Annotated in this window: 14 protein-coding genes and 1 pseudogene; all 15 read left to right on the top strand. The window is 60.7% G+C overall.

All coding sequences use genetic code 11. From position 1 onward, the window contains the following. Positions 1-3 precede the first annotated feature (3 nt). The 15 genes and pseudogenes from MRY80_RS03045 (at position 4) to MRY80_RS02975 (ending at position 16,948) form a co-directional block, all read left to right on the top strand. Positions 4-3,759 (top strand): nitrate reductase subunit alpha, encoded by a 3,756-nt coding sequence (locus MRY80_RS03045; protein ID WP_293287843.1) that lies wholly within the window; start codon positions 4-6, stop codon positions 3,757-3,759. Beyond that, a complete protein-coding gene (narH, locus tag MRY80_RS03040) occupies positions 3,756-5,294 on the top strand; it encodes a nitrate reductase subunit beta (protein WP_293287841.1) in 1,539 nt (512 codons plus the stop codon). Before MRY80_RS03045 ends, narH begins: the two co-directional genes overlap by 4 nt. Beyond that, positions 5,294-6,004, top strand: coding sequence for a nitrate reductase molybdenum cofactor assembly chaperone (gene narJ / locus MRY80_RS03035; RefSeq protein WP_293287840.1), 711 nt, complete (start codon positions 5,294-5,296; stop codon positions 6,002-6,004). Before narH ends, narJ begins: the two co-directional genes overlap by 1 nt. A gap of 13 nt (positions 6,005-6,017) precedes the next feature. Continuing rightward, the gene (narI, locus tag MRY80_RS03030; protein ID WP_293287838.1) at positions 6,018-6,737 is read left to right on the top strand and encodes a respiratory nitrate reductase subunit gamma; all 720 of its coding nucleotides are present in this window, start codon (positions 6,018-6,020) and stop codon (positions 6,735-6,737) included. Between the two features lie 94 nt (positions 6,738-6,831). After that, a complete protein-coding gene (locus MRY80_RS03025; protein WP_293288355.1) occupies positions 6,832-7,650 on the top strand; it encodes a peptidylprolyl isomerase in 819 nt (272 codons plus the stop codon). A 10-nt stretch (positions 7,651-7,660) separates the two neighbouring features. Next, the gene (locus MRY80_RS03020; RefSeq protein WP_293287836.1) at positions 7,661-8,233 is read left to right on the top strand and encodes a hemerythrin domain-containing protein; all 573 of its coding nucleotides are present in this window, start codon (positions 7,661-7,663) and stop codon (positions 8,231-8,233) included. Next, a complete protein-coding gene (gene can / locus MRY80_RS03015; RefSeq protein WP_293287834.1) occupies positions 8,223-8,843 on the top strand; it encodes a carbonate dehydratase in 621 nt (206 codons plus the stop codon). Before MRY80_RS03020 ends, can begins: the two co-directional genes overlap by 11 nt. Next, positions 8,830-10,140: a gephyrin-like molybdotransferase Glp gene (gene glp, locus MRY80_RS03010; RefSeq protein WP_293287831.1), complete on the top strand. Its 1,311-nt coding sequence runs from the start codon at positions 8,830-8,832 to the stop codon at positions 10,138-10,140. The genes can and glp overlap by 14 nt, the downstream gene beginning before the upstream one ends. After that, on the top strand, positions 10,137-10,682 hold the full coding sequence (locus MRY80_RS03005) for a DUF2478 domain-containing protein (RefSeq protein ID WP_293287829.1): 546 nt from the start codon (positions 10,137-10,139) through the stop codon (positions 10,680-10,682). Before glp ends, MRY80_RS03005 begins: the two co-directional genes overlap by 4 nt. A 137-nt stretch (positions 10,683-10,819) precedes the next feature. Next, positions 10,820-11,341, top strand: a complete 522-nt coding sequence (gene mog / locus MRY80_RS03000) for a molybdopterin adenylyltransferase (RefSeq protein ID WP_293287826.1) — start codon at positions 10,820-10,822, stop codon at positions 11,339-11,341. A 14-nt stretch (positions 11,342-11,355) separates the two neighbouring features. Beyond that, complete coding sequence (locus MRY80_RS02995) at positions 11,356-12,510, top strand: NnrS family protein (RefSeq protein ID WP_293287823.1); 1,155 nt, start codon at positions 11,356-11,358, stop codon at positions 12,508-12,510. A 109-nt stretch (positions 12,511-12,619) separates the two neighbouring features. Then, positions 12,620-12,927: pseudogene (locus MRY80_RS02990) on the top strand (IS3 family transposase); the annotation flags it as partial. 666 nt (positions 12,928-13,593) lie between these two features. Beyond that, positions 13,594-15,168, top strand: a complete 1,575-nt coding sequence (locus MRY80_RS02985; protein WP_293287821.1) for a recombinase family protein — start codon at positions 13,594-13,596, stop codon at positions 15,166-15,168. Further along, positions 15,168-16,061, top strand: coding sequence for a plasmid partitioning protein RepB C-terminal domain-containing protein (locus tag MRY80_RS02980; RefSeq protein ID WP_293287819.1), 894 nt, complete (start codon positions 15,168-15,170; stop codon positions 16,059-16,061). Before MRY80_RS02985 ends, MRY80_RS02980 begins: the two co-directional genes overlap by 1 nt. Beyond that, positions 16,058-16,948: a plasmid partitioning protein RepB C-terminal domain-containing protein gene (locus MRY80_RS02975; RefSeq protein ID WP_293287817.1), complete on the top strand. Its 891-nt coding sequence runs from the start codon at positions 16,058-16,060 to the stop codon at positions 16,946-16,948. Before MRY80_RS02980 ends, MRY80_RS02975 begins: the two co-directional genes overlap by 4 nt. Positions 16,949-17,082: the final 134 nt, after the last annotated feature.

The following is a 17,082-nucleotide window of genomic DNA, read 5'->3' as shown; positions in this document are numbered from 1 at the left end:
GCGATGTCACATCTTCTTGACCGCCTGAACTTCCTGGCGCGAAAAAACACCGGCACTTTTTCCGAGGGCCATGGCGTCACGACAAACGAAAACCGCGACTGGGAGGACGCCTATCGGAAGCGTTGGCAGCATGACAAGATCGTGCGTTCGACCCACGGCGTGAACTGCACCGGCTCGTGTTCCTGGAAAATCTACGTAAAGGGCGGAATCGTCACCTGGGAAACCCAGCAGACCGACTATCCGCGTACGCGGCCGGACCTGCCGAACCACGAGCCGCGCGGATGTTCCCGCGGCGCCAGCTACAGCTGGTACATGTATTCGGCAAACCGCGTGAAATACCCGCTGATCCGTTCGCGGCTTCTGAAGCTATGGCGCAAGGAGAGGACGGTCAAGACGCCCGTCGGCGCATGGGCCGCGATCCAGGAGGATCCGGCAAAGCGTGCCGACTATGTCAAGATGCGCGGTCTCGGCGGCTTTGTCCGCGCCACCTGGGACGAGGTCAACGAGATCATCGCGGCGGCCAATGCCTACACCGCGAAGAAGTGGGGGCCGGACCGGGTGATCGGCTTCTCGCCGATCCCGGCCATGTCGATGGTCTCCTATGCGGCCGGATCGCGCTATCTGTCGCTGCTCGGCGGCACCTGCATGTCGTTCTACGACTGGTATTGCGACCTGCCGCCGGCTTCGCCGATGACGTGGGGCGAGCAGACCGACGTTCCGGAGTCGGCCGACTGGTACAATTCGGGGTTCCTGATGCTGTGGGGCTCCAACGTGCCGCAGACGCGCACGCCGGACGCCCATTTCTACACGGAAGTCCGCTACAAGGGCGCGAAGTCCGTCGTCGTGTCTCCGGACTATTCGGAGGCGGCGAAGTTCTCCGACATGTGGCTGCATCCCAAGCAGGGGACCGACGCGGCGCTGGCAATGGCGATGGGCCACGTCATCCTGCGCGAGTTCCATCTCGACCGGCAGGCGGAGTATTTCGAGGATTACTGCCGCCGCTATACCGACATGCCTATGTTGGTTCGCCTGGTGAAGAAGGACGGCCACTACATTCCCGAGCGTATGCTTCGCGCCTCCGACTTCAAGGACGGTCTTGGCGAAAACAACAACCCGGACTGGAAGACGGTCGCTATCGACGGCAAGACGAAGAAGATCGTAGCGCCGAACGGGTCCATCGGCTACCGTTGGGGCGAACAGGGCAAATGGAACCTCGAAGCCAAGGACGGCAAGGGCAGGGATGTCGAACTCGACATGAGCCTGATCATGGACGACGACCACGACCAGGTCGCCTCCGTCGCTTTCCCGTATTTCGGCAATCGCGAGCATGATCATTTCGAGGGCACCGACCATGACAGCGTGTTGCTGCGCTCGGTTCCGGCCAAAAAGGTCAAGCTCGCCAATGGCGACACGCTGGTCGCCACCGTGTTCGACCTGTTCGTCGCCAATTATGGCCTCGACCGCGGTCTGAAGGACGGTAGCTGCGCCTCGTCCTACGACGAGAACCAGCCCTACACACCGGCATGGGCCGAAAAGATCACCGGCGTTCCGCGTGAAAACATCATCACGGTGGCCCGCGAATTTGCGGCCAACGCGGAAAAGACCAAGGGTCGTTCCATGGTCATTCTCGGCGCCGGTCTCAATCACTGGTACCACATGGACATGAACTACCGGGGGATCATCAATCTCCTGGTCATGTGCGGCTGTATCGGCCAGTCCGGCGGCGGCTGGAGCCACTATGTTGGTCAGGAGAAGCTGCGTCCGCAGACTGGATGGTTGCCACTTGCCTTCGGTCTCGACTGGGGCCGTCCGCCGCGGCAGATGAACTCGACGTCCTTCTTCTACGCGCACACCGATCAGTGGCGCTACGAGACGCTGAAGGTCGATGAAATCCTGTCGCCGACAGCGCCCGAAGGCCCGTGGGACGGCACGCTGATCGACTACAACATCCGTGCCGAGCGTATGGGCTGGCTGCCGTCGGCGCCACAGCTCAAGACAAATCCGCTGGAAATCGCCGCCGCGGCTGCCAAGTCCAAGCAGGAGCCGAAGGATTACGTTGCCGAACAGCTCAAGTCCGGCAAGCTGCACATGTCGTGCGAGGATCCGGACGACGAGGCCAATTGGCCGCGCAACCTGTTCGTCTGGCGATCCAACCTGCTCGGTTCGTCCGGCAAGGGACACGAGTATTTCCTCAAGCACCTGCTTGGCACGTCGCACGGGCTGATGGGCAAGGATCTCGGCGAGGAAGGGCGCGTGCAGGCCAGGGAAGCCGTCTGGCACGACGAGGCGCCGGAAGGAAAGCTCGACCTGCTGGTCACGCTCGACTTCCGCATGTCGACCACCTGCGTCTACTCCGACATCGTCCTTCCCACGGCCACCTGGTACGAAAAGAACGATCTGAATACGTCGGACATGCATCCCTTCATCCACCCGCTGACCAGCGCGGCGGACCCCGCCTGGGAGGCAAGGAGCGACTGGGATATCTTCAAGGGCATCGCAAAGAAGTTCTCGGACGTCGCGCCGGAAGTGCTCGGCGTGGAAAAGGACGTTGTCCTCGTGCCGATCCTGCACGACACGCCGGGCGAACTCGCCCAGCCATTCGATGTCGAGGATTGGAAGAAGGGCGAGGTCGACCCGATCCCCGGCAAGACGATGCCTGCGGTCGCCGTCGTCGAACGCGACTATCCGAACCTCTACAAGCGCTTTACGGCGCTCGGTCCTCTGATGGACAAGCTCGGAAACGGCGGCAAGGGCATCTCGTGGAACACAGAGCACGAGGTCGAGCTTCTCGGCCGCCTGAACGGTGTCGTTACCGAGGAAGGCGCGACCAAGGGCCGCCCCCGGATCGAAAGCGATATCGACGCCACCGAGGTGATCCTCTCGCTTGCGCCCGAAACCAATGGCGAGGTTGCGGTCAAGGCATGGGATGCGCTGTCGAATTTTACCGGCCGCGACCACGCCCATCTAGCCGTCCCCAAGGAGGATGAGAAGATCCGGTTTCGCGACATCGTCGCGCAGCCGCGCAAGATCATTTCGTCGCCGACATGGTCAGGGCTGGAAAGCGAGCATGTCTGCTACAATGCCGGCTACACCAACGTCCACGAACTGATCCCGTGGCGCACGCTGTCCGGTCGCCAGCAGCTCTACCAGGATCACCTGTGGATGCGGGCATTCGGCGAGGCGTTCTGCGTCTATCGTCCGCCGATCGACACCAAGTCGATCAACCCGGCTATCGAGTCCAAATCGAACGGCAAGCCGCAGGTCGTGCTGAACTTCATCACGCCGCACCAGAAATGGGGCATCCACTCCACCTATTCTGACAATCTGCTGATGCTGACCCTGAACCGCGGCGGTCCGGTTGTCTGGATATCGGAAGTCGATGCGAAGAAGGCCGGTCTTGTCGATAACGACTGGGTCGAAGTGTTCAACGCGAACGGTGCCATCGTTGCACGCGTGGTTGTTTCTCAGCGCATGAAGGAAGGCACGATCTTCATGTATCACGCGCAGGAGAAGATCGTGAACACGCCGGGATCGCAGATCACCGGCCAGCGCGGCGGCATTCACAACTCCGTCACGCGCGCGATCACCAAGCCGACCCACATGATCGGCGGCTACGCCCAGCAATCCTACGGCTTCAACTACTACGGCACCGTCGGTTCCAATCGCGACGAGTTCGTCGTGGTGCACAAGCTCGACAAGGTCGACTGGCTGGAAGGCCCGTACCGTGAAACCGCTGCACACAAGGAGGCGGCAGAATGAAAATCCGCGCTCAAATCGGAATGGTGCTGAACCTCGACAAGTGCATCGGGTGTCACACCTGCTCGGTGACCTGCAAGAACGTCTGGACGAACCGCGAAGGCGTCGAATACGCCTGGTTCAACAACGTCGAGACAAAACCGGGCATTGGTTATCCCAAGGAATGGGAAAACCAGAAGAAATGGAACGGCGGCTGGACCCGCAAGTCCAACGGCAAGATCGAGCCGAAGATGGGTGCCAAGTGGCGCATCCTCGCCAAGATCTTCGCCAACCCGGACCTGCCGGAGATCGACGACTATTACGAACCGTTCGATTTCGACTATGGCCACCTTCAGACCGCCGGCGAAAGCCAGGCTTCGCCGACGGCGCGTCCGCGCTCGCAGATCACCGGCGAGCGGATGGAGAAGATCGAATGGGGGCCGAACTGGGAGGAAATCCTGGGCGGCGAGTTCTCCAAGCGGTCGGTGGACTACAACTTCGAAGGCGTCGAAAAGGAGATCTACGGCGAGTTCGAAAACACTTTCATGATGTACCTGCCGAGGCTGTGCGAGCACTGCCTCAATCCGACCTGCGTCGCCGCGTGCCCGTCGGGCGCGATATACAAGCGCGAGGATGACGGCATCGTCCTGATCGACCAGGAGAAATGCCGTGGCTGGCGCATGTGCGTCTCGGGCTGTCCCTACAAGAAGATTTACTACAACTGGTCGTCCGGTAAATCGGAGAAATGCACCTTCTGCTATCCGCGCATCGAATCCGGGCAGCCGACGGTCTGCTCTGAAACCTGCGTCGGCCGTATCCGCTATCTTGGCGTTGTCCTTTATGATGCCGATCGCATCTCCGATGCGGCGTCCACGGCCGACGAGAAGGATCTCTACGAGGAGCAGCTCAAGGTTTTCCTCGATCCCAATGACCCGGCGGTGATCGCGCAGGCGAAAAAGGACGGCGTGCCGGACGCCTGGCTTGAGGCCGCCAAGAAGTCGCCGGTCTACAAGATGGCGATGGACTGGAAGGTCGCGTTCCCGCTCCATCCTGAATACCGGACCCTGCCGATGGTCTGGTATATCCCGCCATTGTCCCCTCTGCAGGCGGCGGCCGAGGCCGGGAAGATCGGAATGGACGGCGCGATGCCGGACGTCCGCTCTCTCCGGATCCCAGTCCGTTACCTCGCGAACCTGCTCACGGCGGGCAAAGAAGCCCCGGTCGTCTCCGCGCTCGAACGCATGCTCGCCATGCGCGCCTATATGCGGGCCAAGACGATCGACGGCGTCATCGACGAGGTGGTCGCCGAGAAGGTCGGCATGACCGGTCAGATGATCGAGGACATGTATCACGTAATGGCGATCGCCAACTACGAGGACCGCTTCGTCATCCCGACTTCGCATCGCGAGATTTCCGAGGACGCCTATGACGTCCGCGGTTCCTGCGGCTTCTCCTTCGGCAATGGCTGCTCCGGCGGTGAATCTGAAACCAACCTGTTCGGGGCAAAGCGTACGCGCACAGTGCAGACGCCGACCGACATCTTCAAGGAGCGAGTGTGATGAATACGGCTCTCAAGGTCATATCGCTGCTACTGACCTATCCTTCCGAGGATATCCGTGCGGCGATCCCTGAACTGAAGGCGGCGCTGGACAGTGCCGCCATCGGAGAACGCGAGGCAGAGGCGCTGAAGCGGCTCGCCGACGATATCGCCGGCCTCGATCTCTACGACGCGCAGGAACGCTACGTCTTCCTGTTCGACCGCACCCGTTCGCTGTCGTTGCATCTCTTCGAACATGTTCACGGCGAAGGCCGCGACCGCGGTCAGGCGATGGTCGACCTGATGGCGATGTATGAGAAGGACGGCTTCGAGATCGATGCGAAGGAGCTGCCGGACTACCTTCCCATGTTCCTCGAATATCTGTCGATGAAGCCTGCGGACGAAGCCGGTGAACTGCTCGGCCAGACCGCGCATATATTCGCCGCGCTTCGCGAGCGGCTGAAGAAACGCAAATCCGTCTACGTCAACGCTTTCGGGGTGCTTGAGGCGCTCGCGCTGGGAAAGCCGGACGCAGCTCTCCTGGCTGAACTGCTCGACATGCAGGAAGACAATCCGGACGACCTCGAAGCGCTTGACCGCGTCTGGGAGGAAGAGGCGGTGACCTTCGGCGGCAATGCCGGCGAAAACGCCTGTGGACCGGACCGTCTCCAGCGCCAGATCCGCGCTTCTCATCGCAAGCCCGCCGACATGGCGCAAGCGCCGAACGCCTGAGAGGACAGGAAAAATGTCTGAATTCATCAACACGCTTCTCTTCGGGATCTATCCCTACATCGCGCTCGCGGTGCTGATACTCGGCACCGCCGCCCGCTACGACCGCGAGCCCTACACCTGGAAATCCGGCTCCTCGCAGCTGTTGCGTCGCAAGCAGCTGATCTGGGGGTCGGTTCTGTTCCATGTCGGCGTCCTGGTGATCTTCTTTGGTCACCTGATCGGATTGCTGACGCCGATCGCCATCTTCGACGCGATTGGCATCAGCCATGGCGCGAAGCAGCTCCTGGCGGTCATCGCGGGCGGCATCGCCGGGATCATGGCGATCATCGGCGCGACATTGCTCATTCACCGGCGCCTGTTCGATGCCCGCGTACGCGCTGCTTCGAGCGCAACGGACACGCTGATCATCGTGCTGCTGTGGATCCAGCTGGCCCTCGGCCTGTTGACAATCCCGATCTCGCTGCAGCATCTCGACGGCCACGAGATGGTGAAATTCATGACCTGGGCGCAGGGCATCTTCACCTTCAACGGTGCGGCGTCGAGCTACGTGGCGGACGCCTCGATCGTCTTCAAGCTTCACCTGACGCTCGGCCTGACAATCCTGCTGCTGTTCCCGTTCACCCGGCTCGTGCACATGCTGAGCGTTCCGGTCCGCTACATGTGGCGGCCGGGATATCAGGTTGTGCGCGAACGCAACCGTCGCGCGGCGCAGACCCGCGTTCCTGCGGAGTGATCCGATGGCGACGATCTATCAAAATCCAACCCTGAAAACCCCTGCGGCGTCGGAGGGGGAGGGCTACACGACATACCAGGAACCGGACACGCGGATCCCGCCGAAGGCCGCGCCGGTAATCCGGGAAATTTCCGTCAACGGTGTCTCGATTCCGGAGGCTGACGTGCTGGCCGAAGCCCAGAACCATCCGGCTAAAAATCCCGGCGGTGCGTTGCGTGCCGCGGCGGAGGCACTCGTGATCCGGGAATTGCTTTGGCAGGAGGCCAAACTCCTCAATATCGACGTCTCGTCTGCCCGCGACGAGGCGGGACGCGTGGAGACGGAGCGCGACGCCGCCATCCGCCTGCTGATGGAACGCGAAGTGCAGGCGCCGCTGGCGACCGATGAAGAATGCCGCCGTTATTACGATCGCCATCCGGACAAATTTCGCACGGAGCCGCTTTACGAAGCGCGGCATATCCTGATCGCCGCGCCCGAATCGGATCGTGAGGCCCGCGATGCGGCACGCCGAACCGCCGCCGACCTGTGCAACGTGCTCGCTCAGCGGCGCGGACGCTTTTCGGAGCTGGCGAAGGAATATTCCGCGTGTCCATCGCGTGAGCAGGGCGGCAATCTCGGTCAGCTGACGCGCGGAAGCACGGTCAGCGAATTCGAGGAAGCGCTGGCCGAGATGGGGGAAGGCGATGTCTCCGCCGTCCCGGTCGGGAGCCGCTTCGGCTTCCACGTGATCGCGCTCGACCGGCGGATCGAAGGACGGCAGCTCCCTTTCGAGATGGTGGCCCAACGCATCGCCGCCTGGCTGGAGGCATCCGCATGGTCGAAAGCGGTCTCGCAATACATTTCCGTGCTTGCCGGTCAGGCCGAAATCAAAGGCATTTCGCTGAACGGCGCGGACGGTCCGCTCGTCCAGTAGGAGGCAGACGGTGAACAAGCAGGAAGAGGCACGGCACATGGCCCTGGCGACGCTGGCGACGCCGACGCCAGCCGAACAGCTTGCGTCTCCGCTCGAATACATCCTCGCCGAGCATTTTCGGCAGCGCACACTCTGCTGGACGATCGACCGTATAGCCGATGACCGCGCGCGCGACGAGGAATGCATAGCCGCGGTGTTGCGTTTCCTGCGCGAGGAATTCGGCCCGCATGTCATCGATGAGGAGGAAGACCTGTTTCCGCTTTTGCGCCGCCGCGCGGAACCGGAGGACCGGATCGACGAGGTTCTGGGCGCGCTGAGTCAGGAACATGCTGCCGACAAGTTCGATGCGAACGCGATACTTGAGGACCTGGACGGGGCGAAAGCCGGCAAGCGCTTCACTAAAACGTTTCGCGCCCTGCTGCACCGCTTTGCCGCCAACGAAAGACGTCACTTGGTCGTGGAAAACGCGATCGTCCTGCCGCTGGCGCGGGTTCGGCTGACCGTCGACGACCTGCACAATCTCGGTCGTCGCATGGCGGCGCGCCGTGGTATCGATTTCCGGGGATTTTCCCATGCTGTCTGATCTGCTCGACCACAATATCCGCTGGGCGACGGACAAGGTTCGCGAGGATCCGGACTATTTCCGGCGGCTTTCGGCACTGCAGCGCCCGGACTATCTCTGGATCGGATGTTCTGACAGCCGTGTTCCCGCGAATGTCATCACCGGATTGGAGCCCGGCGAGGTCTTCGTCCACCGCAATGTCGCAAATCTCGTTCATCGCGCCGACCTCAACCTGTTGTCGGTGCTCGAATTCGCGGTCGAGACACTCGAAGTGAAGCACATCATCGTCTGCGGCCACTATGGCTGTGGCGGCGTCCGCGCCGCCATGGACGGCCATCGCCACGGCATCATCGACCACTGGCTGCAGCCGATCCGCGATGTCGCTGACACGCATGATCAGGCGCTGAACGCGGTCCTCGATCCGGACACCCGCCTCAACCGCCTCTGCGAGCTGTCCATAGCGGCACAGGTGGAGGGCCTGTCGCGCACTCCGATCATCCAGTCGGCCTGGAAGCGCGGCAAGGAACTGGCCATTCACGGCTGGGTCTACGGCCTCAATGACGGCCTGATCCGCGATCTCGAATGCGGCTGTGGCGGAGGCCAGTTGGAGAAATGCCATGACCATTCATAGCGCAATCGGCACATCGCGCTGCGGCTGCGATGACCCGCGTCATCTCGAAAACATGCTGACAGTCGCGCAGGCAGCCGCCACTGCCCGCTCGCTCGTCTCTCCGGTCAGGGAGACGGAAGTCGTCCGGCTTGGCAAGGCCAGCGGAAGGGTCGTCGCCGAAAATATCACCGCGCCGCGTCCGATGCCGTTCTTCGACCAGTCGGCAATGGACGGGTTTGCCGTCCGCGTTGCCGATCTGGAAGGGCAGGGGCCCTGGCGCCTGACCGTCAACCAAACAGTAGCGGCCGGAGATCGTTCCGGGGTCGACTCATGGAAGAAGGGCACCGCGAAAAGGATCTATACTGGCGCTCCGGTTCCCGCAGGCGCAGACGCTGTCGTCGTGATCGAGGATTGCACGGATGAGGGTGCGTGCGTCACGCTCGGCCGCCGTCCGCATTCCGGCGAGAACATTCGACCGCTCGGCAGCGACATCGAACGCGATGCGCTGCTTGCCGTGGCGGGGACATGGATAGAACCGCGGCATATCGGGCTGCTCGCCGCGAACGGGTTTGGCGACTTGAACGTGTATCGGCGCCCGCGTGTCGGCATCTTTTCCACTGGCAGCGAACTGGTTTCGCCGGCAGCGCCGGAAGAAGGCCGCATCTTCGACGCGAACCGGCCCGTGCTGATCGCTCTGGCCGAAGCCGCGGGGGCCGAGGTCGTCGATCTGGGTATCGTCGATGACGACCACGAAGCGACGGTTCGTTTCTTCTCCCGCCATGCGGATAAATTCGACATGCTGCTGTCCTCAGGCGCCGTCTCGGCCGGCGGGCGCGACTTTGTTCGTTCGGCCTTCGCCAGAGCCGGCGGCGAGATCCGCGCCTGGAAGGTGGCGCTGAAGCCGGGCAAGCCCGCCTTGTTCGGCACGCTCGGCCGGACCGCCTATTTCGGCCTGCCGGGCAATCCCCTGGCGGCGTTCGTGGGGTTTGAACTCTTCGTGCGCGAACAGATCCTGCGCCTCGGCGGCGTCAGCGATCCGCGCGGTGGCGAAATGCCGGCGCGAGCCGGATATGCCGCCCGTCGCAAGACCGGCCGCACCGAATATGTGCCGGCCCGGATCGTTTCCCACTCGCCGGAGGGCCTGCCGGTCGTCGAGGCGCTCGGCAACGGCAGTTCCGGCACGCTTTATGCGCTCGGTCTCGCCGACGGGCTCGCAGTCATTTCGGCAGACACGCAACAGATCGCGCCCGGCGACGCGCTGGGCTTCCTGCCTTTCTGCCAGCAACTGGCGGGAACAACGAATGGAGACTTCACATGACCGATCATCCGCTGGCCGTCGCCGCCATACGTTTCGGCGACGGGGACCGCATCGACGAAATTCTCGAAACCGTTGTGCGCGCGGTTCGGTCGCGTGGCTATCGCGCCGCCGGCTATCTTCAGCGCGAGACGCCAGACGGGCCGGGCTGCTGCCCCGCGACTTTCCTGGAGGATGTTTCGAGCGGAGAGCAACTGCGTATCACCCAGGCGCTTGGAGCGGGATCGCGGGGCTGCCGGCTCGACCAGCAAGCGCTGGCCGATGTGTCCGGGCGGCTCCTCACAGTTCTGGATTCTGCCACAGACCTTCTCGTCCTCAACCGTTTCGGCAAGGGGGAGTCGGACGGGCAGGGTTTCCGATCGGTGATCGAAAACGCCTGCGGTCTTGGCGTGCCTGTGCTGACCGCCGTCCGGGCGACCTACGAACCATTCTGGAGCGAGTTTGCCGCCGGAACGGACGTGTTCCTCGAACCTGATGCTGAAGCCGCCACGCATTGGGCGCTGGAGGCGATTGCCCGGCGGGGCAGGGCGCGCGATGCGGCCTGACACGCGGGACCCGTCGAACGCACACTGCCGTCGCGTACCTCCGTGCCGAACGCCAGACCGAAAGATCATCTATTCAACATGGAAAGAACCGGGCTCTCCGGGATCAATCGTCACATATCAGTTTTAGGAGGCTGAAAATGAAAATCGCTGTCTTGACCATCTCCGATCGCGCCGTGCGCGGAGAATACGAGGATCTATCGGGGACGATGATCGAGGAATGGCTGAGCAAGGTCGTGACATCACCCTATTCACTGACGCGAAAAGTCATCGGGAATGATTTCGAGATCGTCAACGATGCTCTCATCGAACTATGCGATCAGGACAGGTTCGATCTGGTTCTGACCACCGGCGGAACGGGCCCGTCGGCGCATGACAACACGCCTCTCGCCATGCGTGCGATTATTTCGAAGGAATTGCCGGGATTTGGCGAACTCTTGCGGCGCGTCAGTCTGGATCAAAGTCCGATCGCGATGTTGTCCCGGGACTCCGCCGGAATACGTGGGCACACACTCATTATCAATATTCCGGCCCATCTCGCGTCGATACGCGTTTGCCTGGAAACGGTCTTTCCGAGCGTACCGCACTGCCTGAAGGTGATCGGCGCCGGACATATGGACACAAATCCGGCCGTACTGAACGCCTATCGGTCAGCCAGCTAGCCGAGGGACGTCCAGTGAATCGCGATGCAACGCCCATGCCGCCATTGTTGCGGCAGGGCTTTCGCCTGTTCTTTCTCGGGGCGGCCGCCTGGGCGGCGCTCGCCATGGCGATCTTTGTCGCCTCGCTGTCGGGCGTCGAAATCATTTCCCCGGCTCTCGGGGCGGTCGACTGGCATGTCCACGAGTTCCTGTTCGGCTATACGGGCGCGGTGATCGCGGGCTTCCTGCTGACCGCGGTGCCGAACTGGACAAGACGGCTCCCGGTCTCGGGCGGGCGACTGCTGTTCCTGTTCGCCCTCTGGATCGCCGGTCGCGTCGCTCTCGCCTTTTCGGCGAATTCAGGCGCCTTGCTCGTCGCCGCGGTCGATCTTGCGTTTCCGGCCTGGCTGATCTTCGTGATCGCGCGCGAACTCATTGCAGGACGCAACTACAAGAACCTGCGTGTGCTGGCGCTGGTGATGCTCTTCGCCTCCGCAAATGCTGGATATCACTACGAAATCGCGGCATACGGAACGGGTGATTACAGCCGTCGCGCGGGAATCGCCGTCATCCTGCTTCTGATCATGCTGATCGGCGGGCGGATCATCCCGAGCTTCACGCGCAACTGGCTCGTGCAGAAGGGATCGAATTTGCTGCCGGTTCCGTTTGGCCGTTACGACGGACTGACCATCCTGGCGTCCGCCGCCGCCTTTCTGACCTGGATAGCTGCCCCGCAGAGCATCCTTGCGGCCATCGGCCTCGGTCTGACGGGATTGCTCAACCTTGTCCGCATGGCCCGTTGGAAGGGCTGGCAGACCTTCTCCGAAAGCCTCGTGGTGATACTGCACGTCGCATACGCCTTCATTCCAGCGGGGATGATCGCGTTGGCGTTGTCTATCGTTATTCCTGATCGCATTCCGCCAGCCGGGGCACTGCATCTTCTGACGGCAGGAGCGATCGGAATGATGACGCTCGCGGTCATGACCCGCGCCAGTCTAGGTCACACTGGCCAGAAGCTGCATGCCGACGGCTCGATCCTAGCAATCTACGCGGCGTTGACGATGAGCGTCATCCTTCGTTTTGGGTACGCTACGGTGCCGAATTCAATGTTACTGGTCGCTAGTGGTTCGCTCTGGATATTGGCGTTCGCGCTGTTTAGTTTAAGATATGCCTACATGGCGGTTCGCTAGTACTCCAAATCCAACAGTCCGGCGGGATTTTGAGTGCAGCAAGTATCATATCGTCTTTGGACCTTACACCGCTATGCCCTGTACATCGCGGTCTATCGGTACGCTGGGAGGCTTTACTTATCTGGCATTCGTGATCAAACTCTACTCCCGCCACATTTGGCTGGTCAATGCAGAGCCCGCAGACGACGGATGTAGTTCTGCAGGCGTTGCTGCTGGCGGAAGCCAAAACACAAAGCGCTAATCCATTCGGATCAGGGCTCATAGTCTGGACCGCTCGATGAGTTGGCGTGGGAATTGCTCGGCAAGGCTGTTGCAGTCAGCTGCTTCTGCTCAACCGTGAGCGGATACGGCGCCGAATTCATAAGAATCTTGTCGACGCAAGCAGGACGTATCGACTTCATCGAGACCTTCAACAACCTGAACCACAAGCCGGCACATAAAGGATATTGTCACCCGCCGCGTTCGAACGGCAACGGAAAAGGGAACCACGGAGGTCTGCAAAACTCGAGATTATTCACCTATTCCCAAAATCCTCTTATGCGGCGCGGTAAAGCTAATCGATACTCGCCCATAACTATGCTTCTTTATAGAATTCAGGTGATCGACCAATTTAGAGTAGGTGGGCTTCTCACCGTGGGACTTGGACTCCGCCGCTCCGGCGTTTCAGCCTCTCAAGCGCGCCAATTGCCTGTGCCAACGCGACCTCGGATGCGTGGATATCCAGCGCCAGTATCGCCTCTGGATGTCCCGTCCAGTCACAGACCACCTCCCAGACCGGCGGAGATTCTCTGGCCAAGCAGATCAAGTGTGCCCCGCTCGGGCCGCCGGTACCGTGGAGCCACGTTCTGGCGGTTCTATCGCTGGCGCCAGTCCAGTTCATTACCGTCTTCGCTGCTCTGTGTGATCCGCCGAGTTGCGAACGAAGAGCCGCGCCAATTCGATCGGCGTATTCCTCATCAGTAGGTGAAAGCCGCATTTCGGAAGTCCTCTGCCGGTTTTTGGAAGTTTTCTACCGCCTAAATTGCCCTAGTGGGATGATAGAGGGTCTTTCTCCTCGTTTTCTCTGAGTGCGGGGCCTGCAAGATGGTTATCGACTGGAGCGAAGCTGAAACAAACGGTCCGCGGGGTGACAATCAAAGAATTCCCGCTGCGGAATATGTCCGCATGTCCACCGAACATCAGCGCTATTCCACCGACAACCAGAGAACCGCCATACGTAGCTATGCCGAGCGTCGGGGATACGAGATCGTCAGGACCTACGCGGACGAGGGAAAGAGCGGACTGAACCTCGGCGGACGATTAGCCCTTCAGGAACTTCTCCAGGATGTCGAGGCGGGCCAGGCCCACTTTCGTGCAGTTCTTGTTTACGACGTCAGTCGCTGGGGCAGGTTCCAAGACCCGGATGAAGCGGCCACCTATGAGCTTCGCTGCCGTCGCGCCGGGGTGGACGTGCACTATTGCGCCGAGCAATTCGAGAACGATGGCAGCATAGGCTCTTCAATTATCAAGACCGTGAAGCGCGCAATGGCAGGTGAGTATAGCCGCGAGCTGTCGGTCAAGGTTTTCGCAGGGCAAGCCAACCTAATCCGGCTGGGCTACCGCCAAGGTGGCGCAGCGGGCTTCGGGCTGCGGCGCCTTCTGGTCGACCAAGCGGGAAACCCCAAAGGTGAGCTCACCGTGGGGGAGCGCAAAAGCATCGCCACCGACCGCGTTGTTCTCGTGCACGGGCCTCCCGAGGAGGTTCGGACGGTTCGGGAAATCTATGCAATGTTCAACAAAGACGGTCGTTCCGAGAGCGAAATCGCCGCGACCTTGAACGAGCGTGGGACGCAAACCGACCTCGGCCGGTCGTGGACGAGGGGCACAGTTCACCAGATTCTGATCAATGAGAAATATGTCGGCGACAACGTTTGGGGGCGAACGTCCTTCAAACTCAAACAACATCACAGGCAGAATCCACGAGCAGACTGGATTATGGCCGAAGGGGCGTTTCCGGCAATCGTCGAGCGCTCCCAATTCGAAAAGGCAGCGGCGATCATAGCTGCCAGATCGACCCGCCTCTCCGATGATCAGATGCTGGAACTCCTGCGTTCGGTCCTTGAAGCGCACGGTGAATTATCCGGCCTCATCATCGACGAGCAGGACGATTGCCCATCCAGCAGCGCATACCGATCCCGCTTCGGCGGCCTCCTTCGTGCTTACGCGTTGGTCGGGTTCACACCTCCGCACGACTATCGATATCTGGAGATCAATAGGGCTTTGCGGCGGTTGCATCCGTCAATCATGGAGAGTGCCGTCCGTGGCATTCGAAACCATGGTGGAGTGGTTGCGGCCGACCCGGAAACTGATCTTCTGACTATCAATCAGGAGTTCACGGCGACGATCATTGTGGCCCGATGCTTCCAGACAGTAAGCGGCTCACCAAGATGGAAGGTCAGGCTCGATACGGCTCTAAAGCCAGACATTACCGTTGTCGTTCGGATGAGCGCGGGGAACGAGTCACCGCTCGACTACTACCTGCTGCCGCGGTTGGATATGCGCGAAGCCGTGTTTCGCCTGTGCGAATACAATGGGCTCTCATTGGACGCATATCGCTTCGAGACGCTCGACCGATTTTTTCGACTTGCGCAGCGTACACCTTTCAGGAGGGCGGCTTAATGACAGCACGACCAGCCCAACGGGTCGAATGGATACCGATCGACCGTATATCAGTTGTTAATCCGAGGCTTCGAAACAAACGTGTGTTCAAAGAGATCGTCGAGAACATCGCGCAGATTGGTTTGAAGAGGCCAATTACCGTTACTCGACGGGCCGAGGCTGATGGGCCCTTCTATGACCTCGTCTGCGGGCAGGGTCGCTTGGAGGCCTATCAAGAGCTCGGCCAGATGGAGGTGCCTGCCTTGGTAGTAAACGCAGACGTAGAGGACTGCATGATTTCCAGCCTCGTCGAAAACTGCGCTCGCAGGCAGCACAAAGCGATGGACCTTCTTCAGGACATCGGTCGTATGCGCAAGGAAGGCTACTCAGTTCCCGCAATCGCCAGCAAGACCGGACTGTCGGCCGAGTATGTCTATGGGGTTTCGCGCCTCCTCGAACAGGGCGAGCATCGGCTCCTGCAATCGGTGGAGGCACGTACAATTCCGCTCAGCGTGGCGGTAGAGATAGCCGAGGCGGATGACCATGGGGTTCAGCGCGCACTGCAAGATGCTTACGAGAAGGGAATCTTGCGCGGCAAGAAACTCCTTGTTGCGAAGAAGCTTGTTGAGCGACGACGACGCCGCGGACCGGGCCTGCCAAACTATGACAAGCCCGCACCCGAACGGATCTCCTCGAAGGCGCTTCTTCGTGCATATGAGGAGGACGCCGAACACAAACGAGATCTCATTCGGCGAGCAAACGCGACGAGGGATCGTCTAGCGCTGATCTCGGAGGCCTTGAAACGCCTGTCTCGTGACGCTGGCTTCTCCGAACTGCTCGAGACCGAAGGGCTCGGGACGATGCCGGAGGCGATATCCCGCCGGATCTACGGTGCGGCGGAGCGACGTCCATGACAAGCCGACGGAATCCGCCGCTCAAGCTTGGTTTCGAAGAGTCGAGTTTACGTATTGCCATTGATGCAATATCACCGCTTCGAGAGGTTTCTGCTGCCGTCCGAAAATCGGTGAAATACGCGCAGATAGCCGCATCGATCTCCGAAGTCGGCATTATCGAGCCACCGGTTGTTGCTCGGGATGCGCTCGACCAAAATATCTACCACCTACTCGACGGGCATCTTCGCGTAGACATCCTCCGTGACCGAGGCGAGAAAGAGGTCGTCTGCCTGGTTGCGACCGATGATGAAGCGTTCACCTACAACAAGAGGATAAGTAGGATCGCGATTATTCAGGAACACAAGATGATCTTGAATGCGATAAAGAAAGGCGTTCCGGAGGAACGGCTAGCGCGCGCGCTAAACGTCAATATCGCCAACATCCGGATGAAGCGGAACCTGCTGGTCGGAATTTGCCCCGAGGCGGTAGATCTTCTGAAGGATCGTCATGTGCCGCTCGCGGTGTTCACGGAACTGCGCTTCCTCAAGCCTATGCGACAGATCGAGGCTGCGCAGGCCATGATCACCATGAACCGGTTTTCGATCAGCTACGCGAAATCGCTGGTGGCAGCGACGCCGGCAGATCAGCTGGTTGAGGGTAAGCGGCGCCAGCCTCGGGGGCTCACCGAGGATCAGATTGCCATCATGCATAGGGAATCCGAGAACCTTGATCGCGAATTGCGGGCAGTGGAAGAGCGATACAGTGCCGATAACCTGGATCTGGTTCTGGCGGTCGGCTATGTGTCCAGGCTCTTGGGAAATGCCCAAGTCGTGCGTTACCTGGCCCAGCACTATGGGGACATCCTTTCTGAATTCCAGAAGATAGCGGACCTGCAAAAAGCAGCATAGGGATCACTATTCGGAGCGCTCGACGCTCATCCCAAGTTGGCGCAAGCGGTCAATTCGCATTCGCATTTAATGAGTGTTTTTTCCGAACGTGCTTCGAGCGACATCGGATCGATCAGTGGGTGACTATCCAGCAT

It is taken from the genome of Oricola sp., assembly GCF_022763245.1.
Classification (GTDB): Bacteria; Pseudomonadota; Alphaproteobacteria; order Rhizobiales; family Rhizobiaceae; genus Oricola.
Note: the sequence above shows the minus strand (reverse complement) of the source record. Positions and strands in the feature narration are given on the sequence as shown.